This is a genomic window from Exiguobacterium sp. s21 (assembly GCF_018617975.1).
Taxonomy (GTDB): Bacteria; Bacillota; Bacilli; order Exiguobacteriales; family Exiguobacteriaceae; genus Exiguobacterium; species Exiguobacterium mexicanum_A.
The window spans coordinates 1-25,000 of the sequence record NZ_JACSLF010000004.1; the positions used below are offsets into that span (position 1 = coordinate 1).

23 protein-coding genes are annotated in these 25,000 nt (G+C 51.3%); 9 read left to right on the top strand and 14 right to left on the bottom strand.

The window, feature by feature from the left end:
• Window positions 1–109 precede the first annotated feature (109 nt).
• The 5 genes from ahpF to KNP06_RS06110 all read right to left on the bottom strand — a co-directional run bounded on the left by ahpF (window position 110) and on the right by KNP06_RS06110 (window position 6,384).
• The gene (gene ahpF / locus KNP06_RS06090) at window positions 110–1,633 is read right to left on the bottom strand and encodes an alkyl hydroperoxide reductase subunit F (RefSeq protein WP_214788221.1); all 1,524 of its coding nucleotides are present in this window, start codon (window positions 1,631–1,633) and stop codon (window positions 110–112) included.
• A gap of 12 nt (window positions 1,634–1,645) precedes the next feature.
• Complete coding sequence (gene ahpC, locus KNP06_RS06095; protein ID WP_021067918.1) at window positions 1,646–2,209, bottom strand: alkyl hydroperoxide reductase subunit C; 564 nt, start codon at window positions 2,207–2,209, stop codon at window positions 1,646–1,648.
• Between the two features lie 330 nt (window positions 2,210–2,539).
• On the bottom strand, window positions 2,540–3,337 hold the full coding sequence (locus KNP06_RS06100; protein WP_214710774.1) for an SRA domain-containing endonuclease: 798 nt from the start codon (window positions 3,335–3,337) through the stop codon (window positions 2,540–2,542).
• A gap of 96 nt (window positions 3,338–3,433) precedes the next feature.
• Window positions 3,434–5,302: a molecular chaperone HtpG gene (gene htpG, locus KNP06_RS06105; RefSeq protein WP_214788223.1), complete on the bottom strand. Its 1,869-nt coding sequence runs from the start codon at window positions 5,300–5,302 to the stop codon at window positions 3,434–3,436.
• Window positions 5,303–5,472: 170 nt separating this feature from the next.
• On the bottom strand, window positions 5,473–6,384 hold the full coding sequence (locus KNP06_RS06110; protein WP_214754435.1) for a hypothetical protein: 912 nt from the start codon (window positions 6,382–6,384) through the stop codon (window positions 5,473–5,475).
• Window positions 6,385–6,670: 286 nt separating this feature from the next.
• Between KNP06_RS06110 and gloA2 the strand changes: the two genes are divergently transcribed.
• The gene (gene gloA2 / locus KNP06_RS06115; RefSeq protein ID WP_214788225.1) at window positions 6,671–7,051 is read left to right on the top strand and encodes an SMU1112c/YaeR family gloxylase I-like metalloprotein; all 381 of its coding nucleotides are present in this window, start codon (window positions 6,671–6,673) and stop codon (window positions 7,049–7,051) included.
• Window positions 7,052–7,077: 26 nt separating this feature from the next.
• On the opposite strand, the gene KNP06_RS06120 is transcribed toward gloA2, so the two are convergent.
• A complete protein-coding gene (locus tag KNP06_RS06120; protein ID WP_214788227.1) occupies window positions 7,078–7,704 on the bottom strand; it encodes a TetR/AcrR family transcriptional regulator in 627 nt (208 codons plus the stop codon).
• Window positions 7,705–7,826: 122 nt separating this feature from the next.
• On the opposite strand from KNP06_RS06120, the gene KNP06_RS06125 reads away from it, so the two are divergent.
• Window positions 7,827–8,576, top strand: coding sequence for an SDR family NAD(P)-dependent oxidoreductase (locus KNP06_RS06125; protein WP_214788229.1), 750 nt, complete (start codon window positions 7,827–7,829; stop codon window positions 8,574–8,576).
• 226 nt (window positions 8,577–8,802) lie between these two features.
• Here KNP06_RS06125 and KNP06_RS06130 read toward each other — a convergent pair whose 3' ends face one another.
• Complete coding sequence (locus tag KNP06_RS06130) at window positions 8,803–9,129, bottom strand: hypothetical protein (RefSeq protein WP_034780432.1); 327 nt, start codon at window positions 9,127–9,129, stop codon at window positions 8,803–8,805.
• A gap of 115 nt (window positions 9,130–9,244) precedes the next feature.
• On the opposite strand from KNP06_RS06130, the gene KNP06_RS06135 reads away from it, so the two are divergent.
• The gene (locus KNP06_RS06135; protein ID WP_214788232.1) at window positions 9,245–9,664 is read left to right on the top strand and encodes a hypothetical protein; all 420 of its coding nucleotides are present in this window, start codon (window positions 9,245–9,247) and stop codon (window positions 9,662–9,664) included.
• Window positions 9,665–9,692: 28 nt separating this feature from the next.
• Here KNP06_RS06135 and rluF read toward each other — a convergent pair whose 3' ends face one another.
• A complete protein-coding gene (gene rluF / locus KNP06_RS06140; RefSeq protein WP_214788235.1) occupies window positions 9,693–10,403 on the bottom strand; it encodes a 23S rRNA pseudouridine(2604) synthase RluF in 711 nt (236 codons plus the stop codon).
• A 95-nt stretch (window positions 10,404–10,498) separates the two neighbouring features.
• Here rluF and KNP06_RS06145 point away from each other — a divergent pair, with 95 nt between their 5' ends.
• Window positions 10,499–11,308: a hypothetical protein gene (locus KNP06_RS06145; RefSeq protein ID WP_214788238.1), complete on the top strand. Its 810-nt coding sequence runs from the start codon at window positions 10,499–10,501 to the stop codon at window positions 11,306–11,308.
• Here the strand turns inward: KNP06_RS06145 and KNP06_RS06150 are convergent.
• Window positions 11,296–11,955, bottom strand: coding sequence for a C39 family peptidase (locus KNP06_RS06150; RefSeq protein ID WP_214788241.1), 660 nt, complete (start codon window positions 11,953–11,955; stop codon window positions 11,296–11,298). The genes KNP06_RS06145 and KNP06_RS06150 overlap by 13 nt on opposite strands.
• A 72-nt stretch (window positions 11,956–12,027) precedes the next feature.
• On the bottom strand, window positions 12,028–13,404 hold the full coding sequence (locus KNP06_RS06155; protein ID WP_214788244.1) for a YjiH family protein: 1,377 nt from the start codon (window positions 13,402–13,404) through the stop codon (window positions 12,028–12,030).
• Between the two features lie 272 nt (window positions 13,405–13,676).
• On the opposite strand from KNP06_RS06155, the gene KNP06_RS06160 reads away from it, so the two are divergent.
• Entirely contained in the window at window positions 13,677–14,669 is a 993-nt protein-coding gene (locus tag KNP06_RS06160) for an MsnO8 family LLM class oxidoreductase (RefSeq protein WP_214708288.1), read from the top strand.
• Window positions 14,670–14,710: 41 nt separating this feature from the next.
• On the opposite strand, the gene KNP06_RS06165 is transcribed toward KNP06_RS06160, so the two are convergent.
• Window positions 14,711–15,004, bottom strand: a complete 294-nt coding sequence (locus KNP06_RS06165; RefSeq protein ID WP_214788247.1) for a hypothetical protein — start codon at window positions 15,002–15,004, stop codon at window positions 14,711–14,713.
• A 152-nt stretch (window positions 15,005–15,156) separates the two neighbouring features.
• On the opposite strand from KNP06_RS06165, the gene KNP06_RS06170 reads away from it, so the two are divergent.
• From KNP06_RS06170 to KNP06_RS06185, 4 genes are read left to right on the top strand one after another with little or no spacing between them, the layout of a single operon-like run.
• Window positions 15,157–18,339: an EAL domain-containing protein gene (locus KNP06_RS06170; RefSeq protein WP_214788250.1), complete on the top strand. Its 3,183-nt coding sequence runs from the start codon at window positions 15,157–15,159 to the stop codon at window positions 18,337–18,339.
• A 14-nt stretch (window positions 18,340–18,353) separates the two neighbouring features.
• On the top strand, window positions 18,354–19,115 hold the full coding sequence (locus tag KNP06_RS06175; protein WP_214788253.1) for a P-loop NTPase family protein: 762 nt from the start codon (window positions 18,354–18,356) through the stop codon (window positions 19,113–19,115).
• Window positions 19,102–19,962: an MBL fold metallo-hydrolase gene (locus tag KNP06_RS06180; protein ID WP_214788255.1), complete on the top strand. Its 861-nt coding sequence runs from the start codon at window positions 19,102–19,104 to the stop codon at window positions 19,960–19,962. The genes KNP06_RS06175 and KNP06_RS06180 overlap by 14 nt, the downstream gene beginning before the upstream one ends.
• On the top strand, window positions 19,962–20,399 hold the full coding sequence (locus tag KNP06_RS06185) for a GNAT family N-acetyltransferase (protein WP_214788258.1): 438 nt from the start codon (window positions 19,962–19,964) through the stop codon (window positions 20,397–20,399). Before KNP06_RS06180 ends, KNP06_RS06185 begins: the two co-directional genes overlap by 1 nt.
• Window positions 20,400–20,427: 28 nt before the next feature.
• On the opposite strand, the gene guaC is transcribed toward KNP06_RS06185, so the two are convergent.
• The 3 genes from guaC to KNP06_RS06200 all read right to left on the bottom strand — a co-directional run bounded on the left by guaC (window position 20,428) and on the right by KNP06_RS06200 (window position 24,963).
• Window positions 20,428–21,411 (bottom strand): GMP reductase, encoded by a 984-nt coding sequence (guaC, locus tag KNP06_RS06190; protein WP_214708298.1) that lies wholly within the window; start codon window positions 21,409–21,411, stop codon window positions 20,428–20,430.
• Between the two features lie 199 nt (window positions 21,412–21,610).
• Complete coding sequence (locus KNP06_RS06195) at window positions 21,611–23,668, bottom strand: PAS domain S-box protein (RefSeq protein WP_214788261.1); 2,058 nt, start codon at window positions 23,666–23,668, stop codon at window positions 21,611–21,613.
• A gap of 110 nt (window positions 23,669–23,778) precedes the next feature.
• The gene (locus KNP06_RS06200) at window positions 23,779–24,963 is read right to left on the bottom strand and encodes an MFS transporter (protein ID WP_034780462.1); all 1,185 of its coding nucleotides are present in this window, start codon (window positions 24,961–24,963) and stop codon (window positions 23,779–23,781) included.
• Window positions 24,964–25,000 lie beyond the last annotated feature (37 nt).

The following is a 25,000-nucleotide window of genomic DNA, read 5'->3' on the forward strand; positions in this document are numbered from 1 at the left end:
AAAAAGATGACTCCCGTACAGTACAGGAATCATCTCCTTGAATCAGCATAAGTTTTTTTATTAATGTCCTTTACAAGGGGTACAGATTAATGTGAGGACGCGTTTCTGATTAGTTGCGAATCATATAATCGAAAGCACCGAGTGCGGCAGTCGCACCAGATCCCATCGAGATGATGATTTGTTTGTAGGCGCTGTTCGTGCAGTCGCCTGCTGCGAACACGCCTGGGATGTTCGTCGCGCCGTGACGGTCGACGACGATCTCACCGAAGTTGTTGCGTTCGACCGAGTCGAGCCAGTCCGTGTTCGGGACGAGTCCGATTTGGACGAAGACACCTTCGAGTTCAACGTGATGCGTCTCGTTCGTCTCACGAGACAAGTACGAGATGCCGTTCACTTTGTCCGTACCCGTGATTTCTGTCGTCTGTGCGTTCGTGACGACGGTCACGTTCGGGAGGCTGTGGAGACGGTCTTGAAGCACTTGGTCGGCTTTGAGTTCAGAAGCGAACTCGAGCACCGTCACGTGTTTAACAATCCCAGCGAGGTCGATCGCTGCTTCAATTCCAGAGTTGCCGCCACCGATGACTGCGACGCGCTTGCCTTCGAAGAGAGGGCCGTCACAGTGCGGGCAGTAGGCCACACCTTTGTTTTTGAACTCAGCTTCACCTGGGACGTTGACGTTACGCCAGCGTGCACCAGTCGACAGGATGACGCTCTTACTCTTCAAGATGGCACCATTCTCAAGTTCGACTTCGACGAGGTCAGTTTTCTCAAGACGCTTCGCGCGTTGGAGATTCATGACGTCGATGCCGTATTCTTTCACGTGCTCTTCCAAGCTCGCGACGAGTTTCGGGCCTTCCGTGTAAGATGTGCCGATGAAGTTCTCAATCCCCATCGTGTCCATTACTTGACCACCAAAGCGTTCCGCGACGATGCCGGTCCGGATGCCTTTACGAGCCGCGTAAACCGCTGCGCTCGCACCAGCTGGGCCGCCACCGATGACGAGGACGTCATACGGGTCTTTGTTTTCAAATGCCGAAGCGTCAGGACCAGTTCCGAGTTTCGCCAAAATCTCTTCAAGTGACATGCGTCCGTTGCCGAACGCCTCACCGTTCAAGAAGACGGTCGGGACAGCCATGATCTCTTTCGCTTCCACTTCTGCCTTGAACGCGCCACCGTCGATCATCGTGTGTGAGATGTTCGGGTTGAGGACGCTCATGACGTTGAGTGCCTGGACGACGTCCGGGCAGTTATGGCAGCTGAGGCTGATATACGATTCGAAGTGGTACGTGCCTTGAATGTTTTGAATTTGTTTGATCGCATCCGCGTCCACTTTCGGCGCCCGGCCGCTCACTTGGAGCAACGCGAGGACGAGTGACGTGAACTCGTGACCGAGCGGGATCCCTGCGAAGACAATCCCTGTCTCTTCAGACGGGCGGTTCACGCTAAAGCTTGGTGTGCGTTCGAGCGTGACGTTCTCGACCGAAATGCGTGACGACATGCTCGCGAGTTCGTTCACGAGGTCGAGCATCTCTTTAGAGACCGCGTCATCTCCAGCGCTGACACGGAGGACGACATCGCCCTCCATGAGCTGGAGATATTGGTCCAACTGTTGTTTAATGTCTGCTTCTAACATGAAATCCGCTCCTTACAACTTGCCGACGAGGTCGAGGCTCGGGCGAAGTGTTGCAGATCCTTCTTCCCATTTAGCCGGGCAAACTTCGCCTGGGTTGTTGCGGACGTATTGTGCCGCTTTGACTTTGTTGACGAGTGTGCTCGCGTCACGGCCGATGCCGCCTGCGTTGATTTCAACTGTTTGGATGACGCCGTCTGGGTCGATGATGAACGTACCGCGGTCAGCAAGGCCATCTTCTTCGTTCAAGACGTCGAAGTTACGTGAGATTGTGTGTGATGGGTCACCAATCATGATGTACTCGATTTTACCGATTTTCTCAGACGTTTCGTGCCATGCTTTGTGCGTGAAGTGTGTGTCAGTCGATACTGAGTAGACTTCGACGCCGAGGTTTTTAAGTGTCGCGTATTCGTTTTGAAGGTCTTCAAGTTCAGTCGGGCAGACGAATGTGAAGTCAGCTGGGTAGAAGCAAACGACGCTCCATTGACCTTTGAAGTCGTTGTCCGATACTTCGAGGAATTCACCTGTTTGGAATGCTTGTGCTTTGAACGGTAAGATTTCTTTGCCGATTAATGACATGGGATATGTCCTCCTTAGTTTTTTACTCTAGTGGACTTTCGTCTCTACTAGAATAATTATAATGTAATACTAACTTCATATAACCCGCCAAAAATGTCAAGGCGTTTGCATGCTTGGTAAAAAGTTGATATATCAACGGTAAATGGATAATACGCATGGTAAAAGGGAAGAAAACGGTTACAAAATAAATGTGAGTTTTTTTCAATAACCTATGCAAAAAAAATAAAACCTTACTCATAGATATAGATTTGCTGAAGAAATGAACACACGATTCTCGTAATAAGTCGTCACATTATCAATTACAAATAAAAAACCTCAATCTAAAGCAGATTAAGGTTGTTGAATCTTATTGATGATATGTTGATTAAATTCTACTCGGTCTATACCTTTATGCAGGCGAGCGTGACAGTTCGGACAAACTGCTACGACTTGATCCGGTTGCGATAAGCCATCATCGGATTCTTTATAGAGCGAGTGGAGCTCGAGATAAGGTCCGTTTTCCGTTTCAAACGGAGCTGGTTGCCCACAAGCTTCGCAACAGTTATTGGCACGAGCCAGCACATAATAAAGAAGCGCTGCTGTTTGTTCGCGAACTTGTAACTTTCGAGCGGACATACTTAAGCCGGTGGCTCGTTTGGGATCGCGTGATGCAATTTCCTCTAACTCTTCAATTGATTTATAGCGCATCGTCGATGAGAACTGATGAGCTTCTTCCTGAATTACATGCAGTGGTTCAAACGCAAAGACGATCACTTCTCGTTGATTGTGATATTTATCAATTCCAAATTGAATATCAAAACCAATTAAAATGAGTTGATCGACAAAGCGGTAAGTCCCTCGTCCAAGCGATTCGAATAAATAAACGTCTTCACCATTTTCTACATGGTTAAGGAGCGCTTTATTTCCGAAAGAAAACGATTGATTCCCTTCCTGTCCTTCTCCGCTGTAATAGTAGAGACCGTCATCTTCATTCCAGCCATTTTTATAGCCAAACTCTTTATCCATTCCACTATCGAATATAAAGATGAGTTTATGTTTGTTTGGGGTACTAATCCCTCGTTGTCGACTTCCACCATAACGATCGTGAAGTTCAGAGCGTTTATACAACTTATTTTTTTCGAACAGCATATGACACCTCATTCCCAAGAATTTCTTCTACGTTAAATTGTATCACGTCTCCATATGAATAAATGAAAAAGACAGAGGTCGCCCTCTGCCTTTCCATTATTCAGCCATCAACGCACACACCGCATTCGAATAGGAGACCGGGTCTTCAATCGGTAACCCTTCGATGAGGAGCGCTTGCTGATAGAGCAAATCGGTATACTGTTTCGCTTTCGCTTCATCTTCCTTGTAGATGCGCTGTAACGTCTGGAAGATGGCGTGGTCGGCGTTCACTTCAAGCACTTTCTCAGCTTTCATGCCGCTGCCGTTTGGCATCGTGTTCAAAATCTTCTCCATCTCGATTGAGACGTCGCCGGCGACCGTCAAGCAGACCGGATGTGACTTGAGACGTGTCGAGGCGCGCACTTCTTTGACGCGGTCGCCCAGTTCTTGTTTCATGAAGGCGAACAAGTCCTTGTTGTCCTCGTTGAGGGAATGGGCCGCCTCGTCATCGAGCCCGAGGTCACCGCTCGCGATCGACTTGAACTCTTTGTCGTCATACGACTGGAGCATCTTGATGGCGAACTCGTCGATTTCTTCAGTGAAGTAGAGAATCTCGAACCCTTCTTCTTTCAAGCGTTCCGCCTGAGGGAGAAGGTCGATGCGGTGAATCGATTCACCCGTCGCGTAATAGATGTACTTTTGATCGTCTTTCATGCGCTCGACGTACTCTTTGAGCGTGACGAGCTTGTTCTCGTTCGACGAGTGGAACAAGAGCAAGTCTTTCAACTCGTCCTTGGCGGCACCGAACTGATCGTAGACGCCGAACTTGAGCTGACGGCCGAACGACTCGAAGAACTTCTCGTAGTCTTCGCGCTCGTTTTGGAGCATCTTCTCGAGCATGCCTTTGATTTTCGACTTCACGTTTTTGGCGATGACGCGAAGTTGGCGGTCCTGTTGCAGCATCTCCCGGGAAATGTTGAGCGACAGGTCTTCCGAGTCGACCATCCCTTTGACGAAACCGAAATAGTCCGGGAGCAGGTCAGGCGACTTCTCCATAATCAAGACGCCGTTCGAGTACAGCTCGAGCCCTTTCTCGAACTCTTTCGTGTAATAGTCGAACGGGACCGTCGATGGGATGTAGAGGATCGACTGGTAGCGGATCGTGCCGTCGACGTTCAAGTGCAGGTGCTTGAGCGGCTCGTCGAAGCCGTAACGTTTCTCATGATAGAACGCCTTATAGTCCTCGTCCGACAGTTCGCTCTTCCGTTTGCGCCAAATCGGCACCATGCTGTTGACCGTCTCTTCTTCGATATAGTCCTCATACTCTTCTGAATCGTCTTTTTGACGGTGCTTCGTCACGTCGAGCTTGATCGGATAGCGGATGAAGTCCGAATGCTTCTTGATGAGCGAACGGATCTCGTACTCTTCGAGGAATGATGAGTACGTCTCGTCGTCCGTGTCAGCTTTCACATGTAACGTGATCTCGGTCCCGACGTCGGTCTTATCTGTCGGCTCGATCGTATAGCCGTCCGTGCCTTCCGACTCCCACAAGTAGCCTTGTTCGCTGTCGACCGAGCGGGTGCGGACCGTCACACGGTCTGCCACCATGAACGCCGAGTAGAAGCCGACCCCGAACTGGCCGATGAGGCTGTGGTCTTCTTCCATCTTCGTCGCCTGCTTCATCGCGAGCGAGCCGCTCTTGGCGATAATCCCGAGGTTCGATTCGAGCTCGTCGGCCGTCATCCCGATTCCGGTGTCGCGGATGGTGATCGTGCGGGCGTCTTTGTCGAGCTCGACTTTAATGAAATAGTCGTCCTTGTTGAAGTCGATCGCCTCATCTGACAAGGCCCGGTAATACATCTTGTCGATGGCGTCACTCGCGTTCGAGATGAGCTCACGGAGGAAGATGTCCTTATGCGTATAGATTGAGTGGACCATCAACTCTAAAATTCGTTTCGATTCGGCTTGAAACTGTTTCTTTGTCATGATCGTTCTCCTTTTTATTTGTTCGATTTTGGCACTCTACCAATAAGAGTGCTAACACTATTGATTATCCTAATTTTTAGGAAGATGTCAAGGTGCTTACTAAAGTATGAAATATAAAAATAGACTAGATGAAGGGATTGCTTCACCTAGTCTATTATGAAAATCCTAAATTATTCGGACCAATAGTCCACGTATAATTGTTCGAAGTTATCAAACGAAAAACTTTTTGCTTCAGATTGAGCCTTTCCAAAGTAAACGTAAAGTTGAGTCGTGAATTCGTATTCTTCCATTCCGAATTCGTCATCATACTCCCCGACCCAATACATTTTCGTATCGTTCGAAGTAGTCGACAAAAATGATAACTTGTCAGATCCTGCATCTTCGATGAGAACTTTGCTATTCTCATCGACTGGCAGCGAAATCGTCTTTTCAATCGAATCAATTGAAGATCCGTCTTCCACATTAATATTTAACTGATCAACAGAAATTCCTAAACCTTCGTAATAAGTGGCTACACCTAACATGGATAAATAATCAATGACGCGTGTTTTAGCAATGGCGTTAAATTTAGGTGCATCGCCTTCTGAGAATTCACTATTCTCGATTTTTTCAAAAGTGGCGTTCACAGCGATAAGATCATTTTCTACAATACGTTCATTATTAAATGAAGCAGGGTTATATTCGAGGATGGCAGTATGCTCATTGGCAGAATCGCGAACTCGAACGGTAAGTGTTTGAATCCCAGCCTCTGAAGTTTGCGTGTTATAAACGTGTGCGATGAAGGAAAATTCTTTTCCTGTATAGTCTGCCGGTTTCCGCAGAGTTTGATTGATATCGTTCCCTTTCAGCTCTGTAAGCTTGAAATTATGTGCAATAGCTTCAGAATCATCCACGTTTGTTGCATCTGCTTCCTTAGCCGTCTCTTCTGTAACTGGTTCAGTGCTTGAATCAGTCTCTGTTTCTACTGGTGTTTCTGTTGTCGAATCTACTAGGTCTTTACTCTCAGTGACAGCTTGTTCTTCCGTGGAATTACATCCTACCAGTAAAAATGATAAGGCCAACATGGTTAATCCTTTTTTCAAAACTTTTTCCTCCTATTTTTGGAAATGATTAATCCGTATGGAAATCAAAAAACACAAATCAAATTATAACATCCAATTAATTGAAATTGATATTCTAAATTTGTGAACAATTAATCTTGACGTGATTCATGTAAACGTATATTGTTGAGTACATGCGATGAGCTGGTCTATGTAAGACGGCGGACATTCCTTCGGGAGCACGTTGTGGAGCGTGGTTCGACGCGGTAGACTTTTCGAGAGCACCTCTAGTGAGAGGTGCTCATTTTTTTGTATATGGGGGATTATGATGCAACTACATACCATCCATCACGTGGCGCTTATCGCCTCAAATTATAACGAGGCGAAACGGTTCTACATCGATATCCTCGGTTTCGACGTCATCCGCGAGCATCATCGTCTGGACAAAGGCGACCACAAGATCGACCTGCGGCTCGGCGCGTACGAGCTCGAGCTGTTCATCAAACCGGATAGCCCGAAACGGCCGAGCTTCCCGGAGGCGTGCGGATTGCGTCATCTCGCCTTTAAAGTCGACGACATCGAGTCGGTCGTCGCTGAACTGAATACGCATGGTGTCACGACGGAACCGATTCGGCATGACACGTTCACGGGCGAGAAGATGACGTTCTTCTTCGACCCAGACGGTCTGCCACTCGAGCTACATGAATAAAGCCCCTTCACGCGAAGGGGCTTTTGTTATGAGCGCACATACGACAAGAGCATTTCTCGCAACATCCGTTGTTGGATCAATGGCTCGATATCGTCCTCTAAATAACTGATGTGAGACTTCAAAATGATATTGTTGCCGAACGTCCCGAACGCGTTGATGATGGTGACGACGGTCGTTTTCACATCGATGTCGCCTCGAAGCGAGCCGTCCGTCTTCCCATGCTCAATGAGCGGTTCGAGCGTCTCCATGATCTCGCGCTGTAGTCCGATGTAGTTATCGATTCCGGGAAGGGGACTTACGACGAACGAGGCATAACTCTCGAACGCCTCACGGAAGCGAGAGTGACTCGTCCGTTTCATTTGTTGGTCGAGCAAGTAGTCAATGATCGCCTCGAGTCGCGAGTACGCATCTCCCGTCCGGCTCGTCAATTCCTTGAACGCGTCAAGCGTCGGTGCCAAGTTACGGACAGCCGCTGCGACAATCAATTGATCTTTTTTCGGGAAATAGCGAAACAGTGTCGCGACCCCAATTTCGGCGGCATCAGCGATATCCTGCATTTGGACGCGCTCGAATCCGTCTTTAAGAAACAGGGTTTCAGCCTGACTGATGATGCGATTTAATCGTTCTTCTTTGTTTTGTTGACGTTTACTCATATCATCACCTCTTTGTTCTCTTGTCATTATAACGCTTTGAAGCAGTTTCGTTGAGAATCGAATGTGCATCGACTACTATTATGATAGTTAGACTATCATAATTTAAGATTGGAGCTGGAACAATGCGGTTAACGGGGAAAGTAGCGGTCATTACGGGGGCAGGCAGCGGTATGGGTGAAGAAACGGCCAAACTGTTCGCACGCGAAGGAGCGACGGTTGTCGCGACAGACATCAATGTAGACGCGGTGACACGTGTCGTCGAAACGATCCGGGCGAACGGAGGAGAGGCGCTCGCGCTTCAGCACGACGTCACTTCGCGCAGTGATTGGGAGAGAATTTATGATGAAGTGCAATCGGTGTGCGGGAAGCTCGATATTCTCGTCAACAATGCGGGCATCGCGCTTGCAAAACCGTTCTTGGAACAGACCGAGGACGACTGGTCACGGACGTATCGAATCAATATCGATGGCGTCATGCTCGGGACGCAGTATGCCATCCCGCTCATGGAGCAAAACGGCGGCGGTTCGATTGTCAACATCTCATCCATCTCGGCGCTCACAGGCATGGCCGGTGCCGGTGCCTATACGGCCTCGAAAGGAGCCGTCCGGTCGCTCACGAAAGCGGCAGCCGTCGATTACGGCAAGCACAACATTCGTGTCAACTCGGTCCATCCGGGCTATATCGTGACACCGATGAGTGCGCCGCACATGGAGCACCCGGACTATAAACAACATTTCTTGAATCAAATCGCCTTGCCGAATCTCGGTCGGGCTGAAGAAGTGGCGACAGCCGTCCTCTTCCTCGCGTCGGATGAGGCGAATCACATCACGGGAATCGAGCTTCCGGTCGATGGGGGCGTCACAGCAAAATAAGCAACATCACTCGTTCGGGTCAGGGGAAAAATTCCTCTGACCTGTTTTTAATTTATTTGTCGAAAAAACCATATTAAAGATAGACAAATTGAGCGTTTCCTAAAATAGCGCCTCTCGGTCCACATCGAGGACGCGAAAGGTCGCGCGAGTCAGATGAAACACGTCGTCGTCAAATAAGTACACATGAAACAAGGAGTTCGCTGCGGCGAACTCCTTGTTTTGCCTTCTACTCGAGAATGCCGAGGAGCTCCATGACCAATAAAACGAACAGTCCGGAGCCGAGAACGGCCGCGAAGAAGACGAGCACGGCGTACTCTTTTTGTTTCAAGATGGCCCACCATCCGGTCACGAACGCTCCGAGCCCAAGGACGAAGAATGTGGTCATGTAGCTGAGCCGTAGCATGTTCGCGGCGTTGTCGCTCCAGAGCGTCGAGTGGAAGGTCGTATCGAAGTTATCGAGCAGGAGGAACGGCACGTACATGGCGAGGAACAAGCCGATGAGGATAATCGACCACTTGCCGACCGAGGTGCGTGGGAACAAGGCGCCATTCATGACGATTCACCTCTTTTCATTACAAAATCATCTGTATAGGACTATTCCCGTTTTGGTGAAAAGTTGACGAATTTCGTTGAAACGACATGATATAGTCGAAATGAGAGAGTGAGGGATGGCTATGGTCGAACAGTTCAAGATGAGACGCGTTTGGGAGGATGCGCTCGAGATGAATGTGGCATTGACGTTAAAAGCAAAATGGTGCAAGGTCACGGTGGACGAGTATGTCACCGCATCCGATATCGAAGCGCTCGTCTCTACGTTATCCGCGTTCAATGCACGAAACGGGAAGTCGCCCCAGACGTGGAGACTCAATGTTCCGCTCGTCCACGTCTCCTTGACGTTCGAACTGGCGAATGCGAGAGGGACCGTGCAAATCAACGCCGTGGTCGAACAAATGAAAGGCGATGGGGGAGACATGAACGCGTCCTTCTTGTTCGAGACGACGATGGGGCAACTCGATGATTTGAGCGCTCAACTCAAACGTTTCATCCGTCGTGAGATCGACCATGTCGACTCGCTCCGACCAGAATAAAGCAGCCTGAGACGTCTCAGGCTGCTTTTCAATACCATTCTTTCGGTTCGTAATTCAATTCGCGGAACAACTGCTCGCGCTCTTTTTTCGACAGGTCGCGCCATTGTCCGGGCGGGAGCTTGCCGAGCGTGATGTTCATGACACGTACGCGCTGAAGGCGGTACACTTCGTAACCGAGCGCTTCACACATGCGACGGATTTGGCGGTTGAGCCCTTGTGTCAGCGTGATGTTGAAATCGAACTTCGACAGTTGGTGGACTTTACACGGCAACGTCTTCTGGCCGAGGATTTTGACGCCGGCTTCCATCTGTTCGACGAACTCCGGGGTGATCGGCTTATCGACCGAGACGATGTATTCTTTCTCGTGCTCGCCCTCGGCGCGAAGAATCTCGTTGACGATATCACCGTCGTTCGTCATCAAGATGAGTCCTTCCGAGTCTTTATCGAGGCGGCCGATATTGAAGATGCGGAGCGGGTGATTGACGAGGTCGACCAAGTTGCCTTTGACTTTCTTCTCCGTCGTGCTCGTGATGCCGACCGGTTTATGGACGGCGATATAAACGTTGTTTCGAGCGACGCGGGCGGCCGAACCGTTGACGAGCACTTCGTCTCCTGGGTTCACTTGGTCCCCGATTTTCGCTTTCTTCCCGTTGATGGTGACCCGTCCTTCTTCGATGAGACGGTCGGCTTGACGGCGGGACGCCTTGCCGGATTCACTGATGAATTTGTTGATACGCATAGATCCACGTCCTTTTTTGGCTTCGTCCTCTCACTATAACGTATTTTACATGTGCCTGAAAGCGGGAAACGACCGAGTAGAGAGGATGTGGCATGATGGATCAGGCACGTGTGCTATTGCAAGACGCGATTCGATTTCAACAAGCGCTCATGACGTCGACGTTTCAGCCAGAGCTGATTGATGGGGCGTCCCCGGTTCTATGGTACGGGCGACCGACGGAGCAACAGTGGCTTACCATCGGGACGAACCCGCCGCACGGCGAATTTTTCGGACGGGACGGTGCCATTCGTAGAGGAGAATCACAAAAATTCTATTGGCGTGACGAATCACTCGACGCCTACCTGCAAGATGAACGTGCGCTCGAAGCGACGCTTGACTATGCTGCGACTTACTTTGAGGCCGGTCGGGCGACAACGAGCTGGTTCGGCAAACCTGGCGGAGCGAAACTCGAAGCCCTGCTTGAAGGCATGGGCCGCTCGTTCTACGATGGTTCCGCGCTCCATGTCGACTTCTTCAAATATGCGACATCGCGTCAGATGGGCCAATTGCGAACGGGACGCCAATGGATGGAGCACCCGACATCGCTCGATCTGCTCGAACGGACGATTCGTTATGTGAGCCCGTCCCGTTTGATCGTCCTGGGGCGGGATAACTGTGCGGCATTTGGTGGGTTCACGCACAGTGAACGGCTCGACGCGTATCCGAGTGCCCGGTTCGAGCTCGGTCATCATGCGACGCTCGGTGTCCCGATGGTCGGACTGCATTTCAAACCGTCCGAAGTGTTCGTCGGTCTCGGCAACGGTCGAGACGCGTTCGGGCTCCACCATGGCTCGTATGCGAAACGGGAGCATCTGATCCGAATCGGGGCGGCCATCGAAGCGAGCGCTCGTCGTTATTTTGGCTGAACGTCAAGCTTTGGCGGCTGGACGAGTGTGATACTGCCCCAAAAGTTGAACTTGTTGAAATCGATATAGCGGATGTCGCGGGAGCGGTTATCGAGCACCTCAAGCAAGATGACGTCGGGAAAGCCAGATTTGCGGAAGATGATGTACCCGATTCCGGTCACAGAGTGATTTTTATAGAACCCGTTCGCCATATTCAAGATGAACGGACGGTCGGCCGCGAGTTCGCGCTCGAACGTCGACCATTTCCATAGATACCGCGAGCTGCTGTGCCCTTTGTAGCCATAGTGGGCCCATAGTTTCGTGATGATCGTACTGATTCGAGTCGGCGGTGTACCCTTCTCATCTTTGAACTGATGGGCGAGCGCAATTTCACGCGCGTCTCGTTGAATCTCGACCACGTCCTCCGGGATGCGCGCATAGCCGAGGTCATGGTAATAGCGGAAAATGGCCGTCATCGAGGTGAGCGTACAATTGTTCTTGCCTCCGTTGAACGCTTTTTGAAGTAGCACCGGAACCCCGCTGATGCGCTTCTCGCTCTTGACCGTCCAATGGCCGTGATAGCGGTCGTTCACGTAGGCCTCGGGGTCGATGATTCCAGCATAGCCTTTCTTTGCCACTTCGAGCTGTCCGGCATAATGTTCGTCCATGACGCACCTCCCTTTTTCTTTATTATACAAACAACGCCCGTCCTCTGGAATGAGAGAACGGGCGTGTCGTCGTCAAAAGATGAGATGGGCGATCCCGACGATAATCGGTAACGTGATGATCGTCCGCAACAAGAAGATGAGAATGAGATCGAAGAACGAGATTGGCAATTTTGAGCCGAGCAACAATCCACCGACCTCAGACATGAAGATGAGCTGGGTGACGGACACACAGGCGATGACGAATCGCGTCAATTCACTCTCGATACCGCTACCAAGTACGGCCGGTAAGAACATATCGGCGAACCCGACGACCATCGTCTGGGCCGCGGCCTCTGCTTCTGGCACTTGCAACAACATGAGAATCGGTTCGAACGGTTTGCCGAGAATCGTGAACAATGACGTGTGTTCGGCGATGACGAGCGCAATCGTTCCGACTGACATAACGACCGGTAAAATCCCGAGCCACATATCGAGTACGTTTTGGAATCCGTCCTTGAACGTGGCGACGGCACCTTTACTCGATTTTGATTTGAGCAACGCTTGACGTAGTGCCCAGACGCGCATCGGGACGTTCGCCGGCACGGGTTCTTCGGGTTTCAGTTCTGTCTTTTCATATGCCGTGTCGGGCTTGCGAGACAACGGATAGATCCGCGGCATGATGAGCGCGGCGACGATGCCGGATAAGATGATGGTTCCATAATACTGCGGGAAGTATGCGTCGAGCTTCATATACGACAAGATGACGATTGTGAACGTGATTGAGACGACGGAGAACGTCGTGGCGATGATGGAGGCTTCCCGTTTCGTATAGTAACCTTCTTCATATTGTCTCGTCGTCAACAAAATCCCAATCGTGGCGTCTCCGACCCAAGATGCGAGCGCATCGAGCGAGGCCCGACCCGGTAGACGAAACAGCGGGCGCATCACTTTGATCAGCATCGTCCCGACGAACTCGAGCAACCCGAAATTTAGTAGGAGCGGCAATAAAATTCCGGCGAATAGAAATGTCGCGAACAAAATCGGAATCAGATCATACAACAACAATCCGCCTGTAAATTCGGACGTGATCGCCTCGGGACCGATGACGAGCAGCGTCATGACACCGGCGATGAAACCGATGACGCGCATCACAAACCAGAACGGTGTGACGTTGAATAACGTGTTCATGTGCGGACGCTCTAAAATGAACGCCGGTTTGACCGCGTACGTGATGAATGAACCGACGACCGAGATGCCCATCATGATGACGGCGAGCGTTGGAACGATGTCACCGATCAAGCCAATCAACCAGTTTGATAAAAAAGCGACCGGGATGGTGTACCCGTCCCCATCCGGAATTGGGACGATGAAGAATAGAATCCCGATGAGTGATGGAATGATGAATTTCATGTAATCTGCTGACGTGAATGTGGGCCCGTCATGACCGGGCCGGTTTGGTGTGTGATTCATTCAATTTACCCCTTTTCCCCGAAATAGTAATCGGTGCCTCACAAGTATGTCCCCAACATACGGTGTGTGAATGGCTTTGAAAGAATTGCTTCTTCTCGTTCATTATAGAGAAGTAGTCGCTAGGCAAGCAATCATCCGTTTTCATTTTCTGGAAAGAACGTGCGACTTACGAGCGAAGTATTCGTATTCTCTGTTTGACTTTAGTATGATGACGGCGAGTCTTACAAAATCGAGATATTCACCATATATATTTTAGGAACGGAGCGATAGAGATGAAATTAAGTGTACTGGATCAAGCACCGGTGACATCCGGTCATACGTCGGAACATGCGCTACAAAGTGCGGTCGAACTTGCCCAGGTAGCAGAAGAGTTAGGTTATTATCGGATGTGGATGGCCGAACATCACGGGGGCATGTCGTTCGCCAGTTCGGCTCCCGAAGTGATCACGGCTTATATCGCCGCCAAAACGGAACGGATTCGACTCGGGTCGGGTGGTGTTATGATGATGCATTACTCTCCCCTCAAGATGGCCGAGGTGTTCAAGACGCTCAGCGCGCTCGCGCCGGGACGCATCGACTTTGGAGTCGGGCGAGCACCGGGCGGGGACGCTAATGCGATTTATGCGATGTCGCAAGGGCAAAAACCGATGATGGACGGTCTTTATGAGAAGCTCGGAACGACGCTTCAACTCATCAATGATGAGGTGCCAGAGGAGCGATGGTATAAGAATACGCCGGCCGCTCCAGCGAGTGTGACGTTGCCAGAGGCGTGGTTGCTTGGGTCGAGTGGAAATAGTGCGGTCCAAGCGGGAAGAATGGGACTCGGCTATTCGTTCGCGCAATTTTTTAATGGGCAATTGAGCACGGATGCGCTCGATGCGTATCGCCATCACTTCACGCCGTCTGCTTTTATGGAAAAGCCCGAAATTAGTGTCACCTATCTCGTCACGACTGCCGAAACGGAAGAAGAAGCTGAGTACTTGGCTGGCCCATCTGATTTGTCGCGCTTATTCTTGATGAAAGGGCAAATTCGTCAGCTAATGACGCCGGAAGCGGCGCGCGACTATCCGCTCACAGAGATTGATCGCATTCATATTGCGAACAACCGCAATATTCATCTCGTCGGCACGCCGAAGCAGATTGCGACGCAACTTCAGGAAGAATCAATCCAGTATGGATTTGAAGAGGCGATGATTTGCAGCATCCAGCATACACAAGAGAGCCGCTTGAACGTCTATCGGTTGCTCGCCAAAGAACTTCTATGACGAAAACGCACCTATTCCTAACGGAAAGGTGCATTTGTCAGTTAGAGGAACAGTTGCATGAGCACGAACAAAGCGACAAGCCCGCCGAGCGAGACGGTAAAGAAAACGGCGACCGAACGTTCGTGATTGCGTAAGGTCGTATACACCCCCACGACGAACGCACCGAACGCGGCGACGACGGCAGCCCACGTGTTGTCGAATAGGGTGTCGAAATTGAATGGTTGACCCGACTGGACAATGAGGGCAGAGATGATTAAGAGAAAGAACACAGCGAGCAACAAGAGGACCGACCATTTCCCTGGACGTGTCTGTGGGTAGACGTTTCGACTGAGCATGATGGTTCACCTCGCTTTTTCAACTTTTACCTATCTATACCCGATTTTCAGTACATCTCAAAAAATGCTTCCCCTTTTTTTGAACGGTTTCGTGAACAACATCGTCTAAAACAACTAAACTAGAGGAAACGGATATTGCCTGGAGGTACAGTATGCAGCAGATGAAGATCGACCCGCATTATTTGTTTGATGTTTTCGTTCATTTATACCGGATGGTGTTTTTGATGGAAGTGACGCCTGACGGTTACCGTTATGTGCGCGTCAGTGAGCAGGGGAAACTGGCGTCCTCACTTCCGGAAGACGTAGGGGGACGTTATCTGCATGACATGTACGCGGCCGAGGTCGCTAACGAGCTGATTGTGCATTACGACGCAGTCGTCGCCTCGCATGAACCCGTCTATTTCATGTCGAAGATGAACATCGACGCCAACACGGCCCGATTCGCCTCATCCGTCCTCATGCCACTCGAGAACGAGGCGGGAGAGGTGCGTTACGTCCTCGGCTTGACGACGGACTTATCGGAAGAGGCGGAAATGAAATTGTTGAGTAGCATCGAGAATATCGACTACTTGACCGGGATGCCGAACTTGATGAAAGTGAAGCTCGAACTCGAGAAGTTGTTCCTGAAACAAGAAACGGAAGCGACGAGCGTCATGCGCCTGCACATCAATCGATTCAAAATCATTCTGTCCCTCCAAGGCGTGGAGCGGTCACATCGCCTGATTAAAGAGATGACTCGGCACTTGTCGAACCTATTGCCGAAAGGCTCAATCATCGGTCGCGTCGACGGGGAGGATTTTATCGCCGTCTTACCATACACGTCGGTCGAAACGGCGACGATGCATGGGGAGCGCCTGCTCGAGGCGATTGCCGACTACACGTACCAAGTTGCCGAGACGGAATTCGCCTTGTCCGGCTGCCTCGGAATCAGTGCGGGAACCGAGGATGCAGACCGGGTCATCATGAACGCGTCAACAGCACTCCTTGAGGCCAGACAGGCTGGGAAACAAATCATCAAAGTGTACGAGAAAGATGACTACGTGCAGCACTACATCGATGAGATGACGATTGAGATGGAACTCGTCAAAGGGTTGAAGGCGGATGAATTGAGCGTCGTCTACCAGCCGAAAGTCGGCTGTCAGGACGGAACGGTTCATTTCGAGGCGCTCGTGCGTTGGCAAAGCGCGGCACTCGGGAACGTCTCGCCGGAAACGTTTATTAAGATTGCCGAAAAATCACTTTTGATCGAGGATATTACCGAGTTCGTCTTTGATCGGGTCTGCCGTGACATGATTGATCAGCCGGACTTGTTTGAAGGCCGACGTGTCGCGATCAATGTCTCGCCGGTATTGTTCCGCCAAGATTATATTCAGCAGTTGTTACCGATTCTCTCGGCGTATGGCCTGCTGTCGGAACAGTTCGAGTTTGAAATCACAGAGCATACACTCATGCAAGAACCGCTCCTCGGCATTCAAACAGTCGATTATTTGAAAGCGAAGGGGTTCCGGATTTTGATTGACGATTTCGGGGTCAGCTATTCGTCGCTCAACTATTTAAAAATGTTTGATATCGATGGCATCAAGATCGACCGTTCGTTCATCAATCAATTGGACAAAGACAACGGGCTGAAAGAGTACGAAATCGTCAAACTGATCATCTCGCTCGCCAAGAAATTGAATTTAGAGGTCACGGCTGAAGGTGTTGAGACTGAAGTACAGTATCGTGCGATTGATCAGCTCGGATGTGACGAGGTTCAAGGATACTTTTTCAGTCGGCCCCTTCTACCATCCGGCCTCAAGCAGGCGCTTGAAGCGCTCGTCTCACAACATGCGGCGCTACGGCAACTCGAGTTGGCCACGACTTCGCCGTCGACGGTACTTGGTGAACAAGAAGCCGAGCGATTGAAGACGATTCTGCGCCTTGAGATTTTAAACACTCCGCGAGAGGAGCGCTATGATCGGATTACGCGACTTGTCGCGCGCACGCTGAACATGCCGGTCGCACTCATCTCGATTTTGACGACGGATCAACAATGGATCAAATCGTGCCAAGGGGTCGCGCTTGAAAATTCGAGCGTGGAGCGGAAGTGGACGTTGTGCGACCGTGTCGTGACAGGAAAATCGGCGCTCGTCATCGAGGATGTACGGACGGCCGAGGCGATGTCGGACAATCCGTTACTCGAAGGGATTGGTTTTTATGCCGGCGTGCCGCTCTTGACACGAAGCGGCCACGTCATCGGTACGCTATGCGTGACCGACGAACGGTCACGTCGCTTCGATACCGAGGTGCTGCAAACGCTCGAAGATTTCGCCCGATGGGTCATGGCGGAAATCGAATTGACCGAGCAAGCGCGAGCGCAAGCCCGACGGCAACAGACGCTCGAGTCGCTATATGAAGTGACGGCCATTCACGAACCGTTCAGTGATAAATTGAAACGGATTCAGACGGTGCTCCGTGACTGGATTGGATATTCCCACGCACTCGTTTTCTCGACGGAGTCCACCTATCGCGTCTTATCAGAGGATGGGGAAAGCAAACTCGATTGGACGGGAGACGAGTTGCAGCAACTACACGCGTTGACGACGATCGGTCATCAAAAGCTGGGTCGAAACGAATTCGTCATCGATGGAATCGAGTTTGCCTCGATGATCAGCCTGCCACTAGCGAATGAAGGGAAGACGTTCGGATGGGTCGTCTTTTTGGCTGACCAAGGCAGCTTGGACGATGTCGTCGACACGGTGACAATCAACGAGATGACCGATACGATCCTGCTCGTGACCCGCTGGATGGAGAACGAGATTCGACGTGAACGCAAGCATCAAGAAGTGATTGAGCTCATCACCCAAGATGGGCTGACGAAGCTGGCGAACCGGCATTCGCTCATGGCCGATTTGAGACAGAAAATGAATCGGAAGCAAACGGTCGCTCTGCTGTTTATCGATTTAGATGACTTTAAACCAGTAAACGATTCCTACGGTCATTTGATCGGGGACGAGGTGCTCATCGAGACGGCGAAACGAATCCGTACGTTCAGCCAAACGGTTTCAGGGAAAGCGTACCGATTTGCGGGCGACGAATTTTTAATCGTCATCGAAGCGGAGCCGGAAGCGCTCGATCCAACCGTGTTTGGCGAGTTGAATCATGTCATTTCCCAGGAAATGACGGTCGGGAACGGCTTGAGACTTAGATTATCAGCCAGTGTCGGTGTCGCCTACTCTAGGATGGACCAAGCATCCCTTGATGCGATCATCCATCACTCGGACGCGGCCATGTACGTCGCGAAAAACTGTGGCGGGGACGGATACTACGTGTACGACTCATATCAAGAAAACTGAAAAGGAGACAGACGATGGGGAAGTTGTGGCTGATTGAAGGGTTGCCTGGGAGCGGAAAGACGACATTCGCCGAAACGTTTGTGGCGAGCGGGAGTTCCTACAAATTCTATTCGGAAATCGATGCGTCCCACCCGGTCGATTTGCATGACGTCCATTGGGTCGAAGGGGACATACGGTTCGAGGGAGAGGTCATCGATCAAGATGGAGACGGTCGATTCGTCCGCTATCGGGCTGGAGAGGCCATCTACGGCACGGACGTCTATGAGTTACCGTTCGAGAAACATGTCGACCTCATGATCGGCCGCTGGCATCGGTTCGTGGAACGTGCACAAAGGGATGAGGTAGACTGTGTGTTCGAGTGTGCCATTCTTCAAAATCCGTTCACGATCGACATGGTGTCACAACACGTTCCGAACGAACAGATTGAGCGTTATATTGAGACCGTGGCGGCCCTGATCACTACGCTTGATCCGACGGTTGTGTACTTGGAGACGAACGATGTCCCGGCTGTGTTTCGTAATGTGTATGCGGAACGTCCGCCTGAGTGGCAACAAGGTTTCGTCGACTACTATACGACTCGTGCGTATGGCCGGGCGAACGGATTGGATGGAATCGAAGGAACGATTCGACTTCTGGAAGAACGGCAGCAACGTGAATTGAAGGTGTTGAGTCATTTGCCGCTACGAACGATTCGGATCGTCAATGACGAACGGAGAGCGCTCGAAGCGTTCGACAAATTATGGAATAAGGAAGGAGCCGGTCATGCAGACGCTTAAACAATATTCCGACCGCTTTTGGTACATGACCCCTGTCGCGGAGACCGATCGTCCGATTTTAGGAGCCGTTGTCGGTGATACACATACACTCATGATTGATGCAGGGAACTCCGAGGCGCATACGAACTTATTTTTAGACGCCTTGACCGTACAAGGAATCAAGCGCCCAACGCTCGTGGCGTTGACGCATTGGCACTGGGACCATGTTTTTGGATTGTCGGCATTGACCGATACTGTCTCGATTGCGAGCACGGCGACGAAAGCCGGGATGGAACGATTGTTACCTTATGCGTGGGATGATGGCTCCTTGGCCGAACGGGTCAGGGACGGACGCGAGATCGCGTTTTGTGCGGAAGCGATCCAACTCGAATATGGCGCGGAGCGGTCGATGCGCGTCGTCTTACCGACGCTGACGTTCGATGATACGCTCACCCTCGACCTCGGCGGGGTACACGTCATTCTGAAGCACGTTGGTGGAGATCACGCTGCTGATGCGGTCGTAGTTTATGTGCCAGAGGAAAAGGTGTTATTTTTAGGGGATGCCCTCTATGCGAACTTGTACGCGCCGTCTTGGCGAATGACTCCGACCCGGACATTACGTCTTTTAGATGTACTCGATCAGTTCGAGGCCGAGGCATACGTCTGGTCGCATGGACAAGTCGTGACTCGTGCCGAATATGAGAAAGACCGAGACATATTACGGAGTTTGGCCCAAATCACTATCGATTTCCCAGGAAATAAGGAAAAGATAACCGCACAGTACGAACGTTTGACGGGGCGCTCGGTCGACGAGGAAGAACAAGAGCTGATTTCGTTCTTCGTGAACGGCTCGAGTGGGGAAGCGTGATGGAAATCAAACGGATTCACGACGAAGACGAAACGTTTCAACAGTTTTTGAGGAGTCGGTTGCGAACGTTCAATGACGCTCACTCGATGCACCATCGCGAGATCCGCAATGCTGACGTCCCGGTCGTTCAGCTGAAAGTGGAACACGATGGGGACGTGATCGCAGGGTTGTTTGGGAGCGTCTATTGGGGCTGGTTCGACTTGGACCGGTTATGGGTCGCGTCAGAATATGCGGGAACAGGCCTGGGAAGCCGTCTGCTCGAGGAAGGGGAGCGGTTGGCCCGCGAACTCGGGGCGACGCGCGTCAAGTTGACGACGTTCTCGTTTCAGGCGAAGACGTTTTATGAGCGCTTCGGTTATGAGGTGGCGGGCGTCCTATACGACTATCCGCCGGGCTCTGATTACTATATGATGACGAAACGATTGATTGATGCATAAAAAAAGCGGCTCACGCGAGCCGCTTTTTTTAGTACACTTTATCCCCGTTGAAGATTGAGTTTTTCACCATGACGTAATCGACGGTGCGCAATGCATCGAGATTGTCCCCACCCGAGTAAGAGATGGCCGATTGGAGGTCTTGCTCCATCTCGGTCAACGTGTCTTGGAGCGCCCCTTTATGCTCGACGAACACTTTCTTGCCTTCGACGTTTTTCCGTTCCCCTTTTTGGAATTCAGAAGCCGACCCGAAGTATTCTTTGAGCAACTTCCCGTCCTGTTCGAACGTCTCGCCCGGTGACTCGTCGTGGCCGGCGAACAACGAACCGATCATGACCATCGATGCCCCAAAGCGAATCGATTTGGCGATGTCCCCATGTGTCCGGATGCCCCCATCCGCGATAATCGGTTTCGTCGCCGCCTTGGCACACCAACGGAGCGCGGCGAGTTGCCAACCGCCCGTGCCGAAGCCTGTCTTGATTTTCGTGATACAGACTTTGCCCGGTCCGATACCGACCTTCGTCGCATCCGCCCCGGCATGCTCGAGTTCCCGGACTGCTTCCGGGGTCCCGACGTTGCCGGCGATGACGAACGAGCCTGGAAGGTGGTGTTTGATGTGTTGAATCATGCGGATGACCGCGTTCGAATGACCGTGCGCGATATCGATCGTGATGAACTCCGGCGTATGCCCGGATTCGGCCAGCATCTCGACGAAGCGATATTCATCTTCCTTCACACCGACACTGATCGATGCATATAACCCGCGTCCATGCATGTCTTCGATGAACTTGAGCCGCGTCTCTGGATGGAAGCGATGCATGATGTAGAAGTAACCGTTCTCGGCCAGCGATAAGGCGACTTTCTCATCGATGATCGTCTGCATGTTGGCAGGCACGACCGGAAGTCGGAACGTAAAGCCCCCAAGCGTCACGCTCGCATCACATTCAGACCTGCTGTCGACGATACATTTTGCGGGAATCAATTGAATATCTTCATAATCAAATACTTTATCCATGTTGTCACACTCCTATTTACGAACAATTAGATTCGTTGAATGATAAATACTTCGTCCATTCGGTAATGTAACGTAAATTAGAGCATATGTCAAAGGGATATAGCGATAAAAGATAAAAATTCTTGATAATCGTTGGTTAATCCTCTTTAATGTTCGTGTTTGGGTACTGTCTTCTGTGTTTCACGTGAAAAAAGACCGCTCAGGAGCGGTCTTCAAAAACGACGTATTGGTTTCGCCCACGGGCCTTGGCTTCATATAGTGCCAAATCCGCATGTTTGAGCAATTGTTTCGTCGACGTTCCTGGTCGGTAAGGGGCGACCCCGACGCTCGAGGTTGTAACGAACGTATGTCCTTCGATTAACCACGGAAGTTGGAGCGCGGTGACAAGCTTTTCGGCCACTCGTCTCGGCGCATCGGATTCCGTGTAACGGATGAGCACCGAGAATTCGTCGCCGCCAAAGCGAGCGATCACGTCTTGGTTTCGCAGGACATCGGTCAGGCGAGCAGAGAATTGGCGTAGCAGTTCGTCGCCGATGTCATGTCCGAGTGTGTCGTTAATCTGTTTGAAACAGTCGATATCGAGCGAGAGGACGGCGAGAGACTCGTCCTCTTCATCCAATCGCACCAATGTCTCTTCCAAGTAGGCGAGGAAGTAGCGCCGATTCGGCAAGTCGGTCAACGTGTCATGGTAAGCCAGGTGCTTGAGCTGTTTCTCTAACACTTTGCGTTTCATGATCTCCCGCGTGACCGTCAAATAATGGAGCAGCTGGCCGACGTCGTCGTAAATCGCTTGAATCTTCATCTCGAGCCAAATCCAACGTCCATCCTGGTGCAGGTGACGAAATTCGAGGGTGAGCGGTTCGCTCGACGCTGTCATCGTGTCGAGTTGTCGTCTCGCGGACTCGACGTCATTCGGATGGATGAAGTCGAGCGTATTTTTACCCTCGTAAAGCTCGGGCGCATATCCAAGCACGGTCTTGTGGGACGGCGAAGCGTAGCGCACTTGACCGTCACGCTCGAGGATACAGACGAGGTCGCTCATGTTCTCCGTAATGAGGCGATATTGCGTCTCACTTTGGTGCAGGGCGCGCTCCATCTCACGCTTTTCGGTGACGTCGCGCAACAAAGTCATGACGGCAGTCGTTCCTTCGTAATCAATTAACAGGCTGCCGATGTCCATATGCAGTTTTCGACCGGCCGGCGTGACGAGCACGAGCTCTGTATCTTGGACCGGATCACCTTGGCGCAACGCCTGAAGGTGTGCCTTGGTCGTCTCATGATATTCCGTGGCGACGAACGTGAAAATCGATTCGCTCTCGATGTACGTCTCGCCAATCGTTTCTAGCGCCAAGGCGTTGGCGTATAGAATCACGCCGTCTTTATGAACGACGATCCCTTCAGGAATCGTCTCAATCAATTGGCGATACCGGCGCTCGCTCTCCTGAGTCGCACGCTCGGCATTTTTCTCCGGGGTGTGGTCGATAATGATGGCGAACAGTCCCGTGATATGCCCCTCGACTTCAATCGGAATATTCAAGATGGCCAAATCGAGCCAGTTGCCTGTCTTTTTCGGAGCGGTCATGCCGTATTTGTGCGGCGTGCCAGACAAGGCAAAGCGGAGCCCCTCATCGACAAGGGCCCGTTCTGACTCGGGCAACCATGACAAAAAAGACGCCCCCAACAAATCGGCTTCCTCGTAACCGGTAATCTGTGTGACGGCAGGGTTGATCGATTGGACGCGAAACGCGTCATCGAGGACGAAGATGCCATGCGGCGAGTAGCGCCGGAGCGACTCGTGCTGGTCTTTCAGAATCGACAGTTCGAGTTCACGACGCTTCCGCTCCGTCACTTCCCGGACGACCGAGATGACGTGTGTGCAGACGCCTGCCTCGTCGAAGACCGGGGTCACCTCGGATTCGTAGTAATGAACCGGTAGTTGAATCTCATGTGAGACGGGTTGGACCGAGTAAGAAGGTTCGGCCAGGCGGTAGTCTTCGAAGACGATACTCTTTCGCTCCCGAACAGCCTCCTCGTAATGTCGTGTGACGAGAGCGGCTGTCTCGGGCGGGACCATGTCCTCGACACGTTTCCCGATATCGGCATCTGTCCAGCCGATCGCCTGCTTCCCCGGCTCGTTTACAAATATATAGCGATAAGTTGAACCGTCCACTTCCATGAAGAAGACAAAATCAGAGATTTTGTCGAACGTTCGGAGGAGGACGGAGGAATAGTGTTGGATTGTCTGGTCGGCGTGCATCATGTCCCTCATTTCAATCAAAAAATTTTCGGCGCGTCATTCTCATATTACCGTAAGTGACGATGAAATGTGTGAACATTCTAAAAAAGACAGGACTGTAAAAAGTCCTGTCAGGCAGCTTGTTTCATTTCGGATCGCTCGTGGCGACCGTTCATCAAGTAATAGAGGAACAACGTAAAGGAGACGACGCCGGCAAGCAACAGATAGAGCGTTGAAAAACCGGTCAACGGAATGAGCAAGCCAATAAAATAAGGCCCGAATCCTAGACCTGCGTCCAAGGCGATGAAGAAGGTCGACGTGGCCATGCCCATCCGGTGAGGGGACGCCGCTTTGACGGCGATCGCTTGTGTGCCGGATTGGATATTCCCGAATCCTAATCCGATTAGCGCCCCGGCGAGTAACAGCATGACTGCGTTGTTTGCTTGGCTCAAGACGAGCATGCCGATCGCAAAGAAGGCGATGGCCGGGTACATGACGATGTTGGCCCCTCGCGCGTCCATCAGGCGCCCGGTGATGGGCCGCGAGATCAGGACCGCAATAGAATAGACAAGGAAGAAAATACTCGCCGCTTCCACGAGATCGAGTTCACTCGCATAGAAATTGATATAAGACAACACGCTCGAGTAACTGAGGGCGGCGACGCCAATGATGAGTGCAATTGGCAACGCCTTTGGTTCGACGAAGGCACTCAGTGACAAGCCCCGAACAACTTCCGGATTGTCAGCCTCAGGGACGTTCACGAACAAGGCACTTCCTAGACTGATGAGTCCAACGACGAGACAAGTTAGGAAGATGACCGAGAAGCTCGTGTACTGACTCATCATCAAGCCGACGAACGGGCCGATGGCGGTGGCGAGCGTCGAGCTCATGCTGTAATAGCCGATGCCTTCGCCTTTTCGAGAGCCGGGGATGACCTGGGCGACGATTGTTCCGGTCGCCGTACTCGACAGTCCCATTCCGAGGCCGTGAACGAAGCGGGTGAACAGCAAGAAGCCAACGCCGAGGTCGATAAAATAGAGCAAAATTGTCGCCGTGAAGAAGGTGAGACCGATGAGAAGCGTCTTACGCCGTCCAATCGAATCGATCAAGCGTCCGATGAAGAGTCTCCCGACGAGCGTCCCGATAATAAAAATGCCGGTGACAAGCCCGGCCTCGCTCGTCGAAGCCCCATATGTGGAAACGGCATGAACGCCGATGGTTACCATTAGTAAGAAGAAGATAAGCGTCAAGAAGAAGTTGACGAGGGAGATGATGAGAAAATCTTTCGTCCATAGTTTTTGTGCGGTCAGTTGCATCGTCGGCCCGCCTCCTGTTCCGTTTGATTATAAATAG

Excerpts from the sequence above, each read along its gene's own strand:
- KNP06_RS06165 (WP_214788247.1), bottom strand. The coding sequence starts at position 15,004 with ATGCTCAGTCGAAACGTCTACCCACAGACACGTCCAGGGAAATGGTCG.
- KNP06_RS06160 (WP_214708288.1), top strand. The coding sequence starts at position 13,677 with ATGAAATTAAGTGTACTGGATCAAGCACCGGTGACATCCGGTCATACG.
- KNP06_RS06170 (WP_214788250.1), top strand. The coding sequence starts at position 15,157 with ATGCAGCAGATGAAGATCGACCCGCATTATTTGTTTGATGTTTTCGTT.
- ahpC (WP_021067918.1), bottom strand. The coding sequence starts at position 2,209 with ATGTCATTAATCGGCAAAGAAATCTTACCGTTCAAAGCACAAGCATTC.
- KNP06_RS06150 (WP_214788241.1), bottom strand. The coding sequence starts at position 11,955 with ATGGACGAACATTATGCCGGACAGCTCGAAGTGGCAAAGAAAGGCTAT.
- KNP06_RS06195 (WP_214788261.1), bottom strand. The coding sequence starts at position 23,668 with ATGCACGCCGACCAGACAATCCAACACTATTCCTCCGTCCTCCTCCGA.
- KNP06_RS06185 (WP_214788258.1), top strand. The coding sequence starts at position 19,962 with ATGGAAATCAAACGGATTCACGACGAAGACGAAACGTTTCAACAGTTT.
- rluF (WP_214788235.1), bottom strand. The coding sequence starts at position 10,403 with ATGCGTATCAACAAATTCATCAGTGAATCCGGCAAGGCGTCCCGCCGT.
- gloA2 (WP_214788225.1), top strand. The coding sequence starts at position 6,671 with ATGCAACTACATACCATCCATCACGTGGCGCTTATCGCCTCAAATTAT.
- KNP06_RS06135 (WP_214788232.1), top strand. The coding sequence starts at position 9,245 with ATGGCTATGGTCGAACAGTTCAAGATGAGACGCGTTTGGGAGGATGCG.
- KNP06_RS06200 (WP_034780462.1), bottom strand. The coding sequence starts at position 24,963 with ATGCAACTGACCGCACAAAAACTATGGACGAAAGATTTTCTCATCATC.
- ahpF (WP_214788221.1), bottom strand. The coding sequence starts at position 1,633 with ATGTTAGAAGCAGACATTAAACAACAGTTGGACCAATATCTCCAGCTC.
- guaC (WP_214708298.1), bottom strand. The coding sequence starts at position 21,411 with ATGGATAAAGTATTTGATTATGAAGATATTCAATTGATTCCCGCAAAA.
- KNP06_RS06125 (WP_214788229.1), top strand. The coding sequence starts at position 7,827 with ATGCGGTTAACGGGGAAAGTAGCGGTCATTACGGGGGCAGGCAGCGGT.
- KNP06_RS06145 (WP_214788238.1), top strand. The coding sequence starts at position 10,499 with ATGGATCAGGCACGTGTGCTATTGCAAGACGCGATTCGATTTCAACAA.
- KNP06_RS06175 (WP_214788253.1), top strand. The coding sequence starts at position 18,354 with ATGGGGAAGTTGTGGCTGATTGAAGGGTTGCCTGGGAGCGGAAAGACG.
- KNP06_RS06130 (WP_034780432.1), bottom strand. The coding sequence starts at position 9,129 with ATGAATGGCGCCTTGTTCCCACGCACCTCGGTCGGCAAGTGGTCGATT.
- htpG (WP_214788223.1), bottom strand. The coding sequence starts at position 5,302 with ATGACAAAGAAACAGTTTCAAGCCGAATCGAAACGAATTTTAGAGTTG.
- KNP06_RS06120 (WP_214788227.1), bottom strand. The coding sequence starts at position 7,704 with ATGAGTAAACGTCAACAAAACAAAGAAGAACGATTAAATCGCATCATC.
- KNP06_RS06180 (WP_214788255.1), top strand. The coding sequence starts at position 19,102 with ATGCAGACGCTTAAACAATATTCCGACCGCTTTTGGTACATGACCCCT.
- KNP06_RS06155 (WP_214788244.1), bottom strand. The coding sequence starts at position 13,404 with ATGAATCACACACCAAACCGGCCCGGTCATGACGGGCCCACATTCACG.
- KNP06_RS06100 (WP_214710774.1), bottom strand. The coding sequence starts at position 3,337 with ATGCTGTTCGAAAAAAATAAGTTGTATAAACGCTCTGAACTTCACGAT.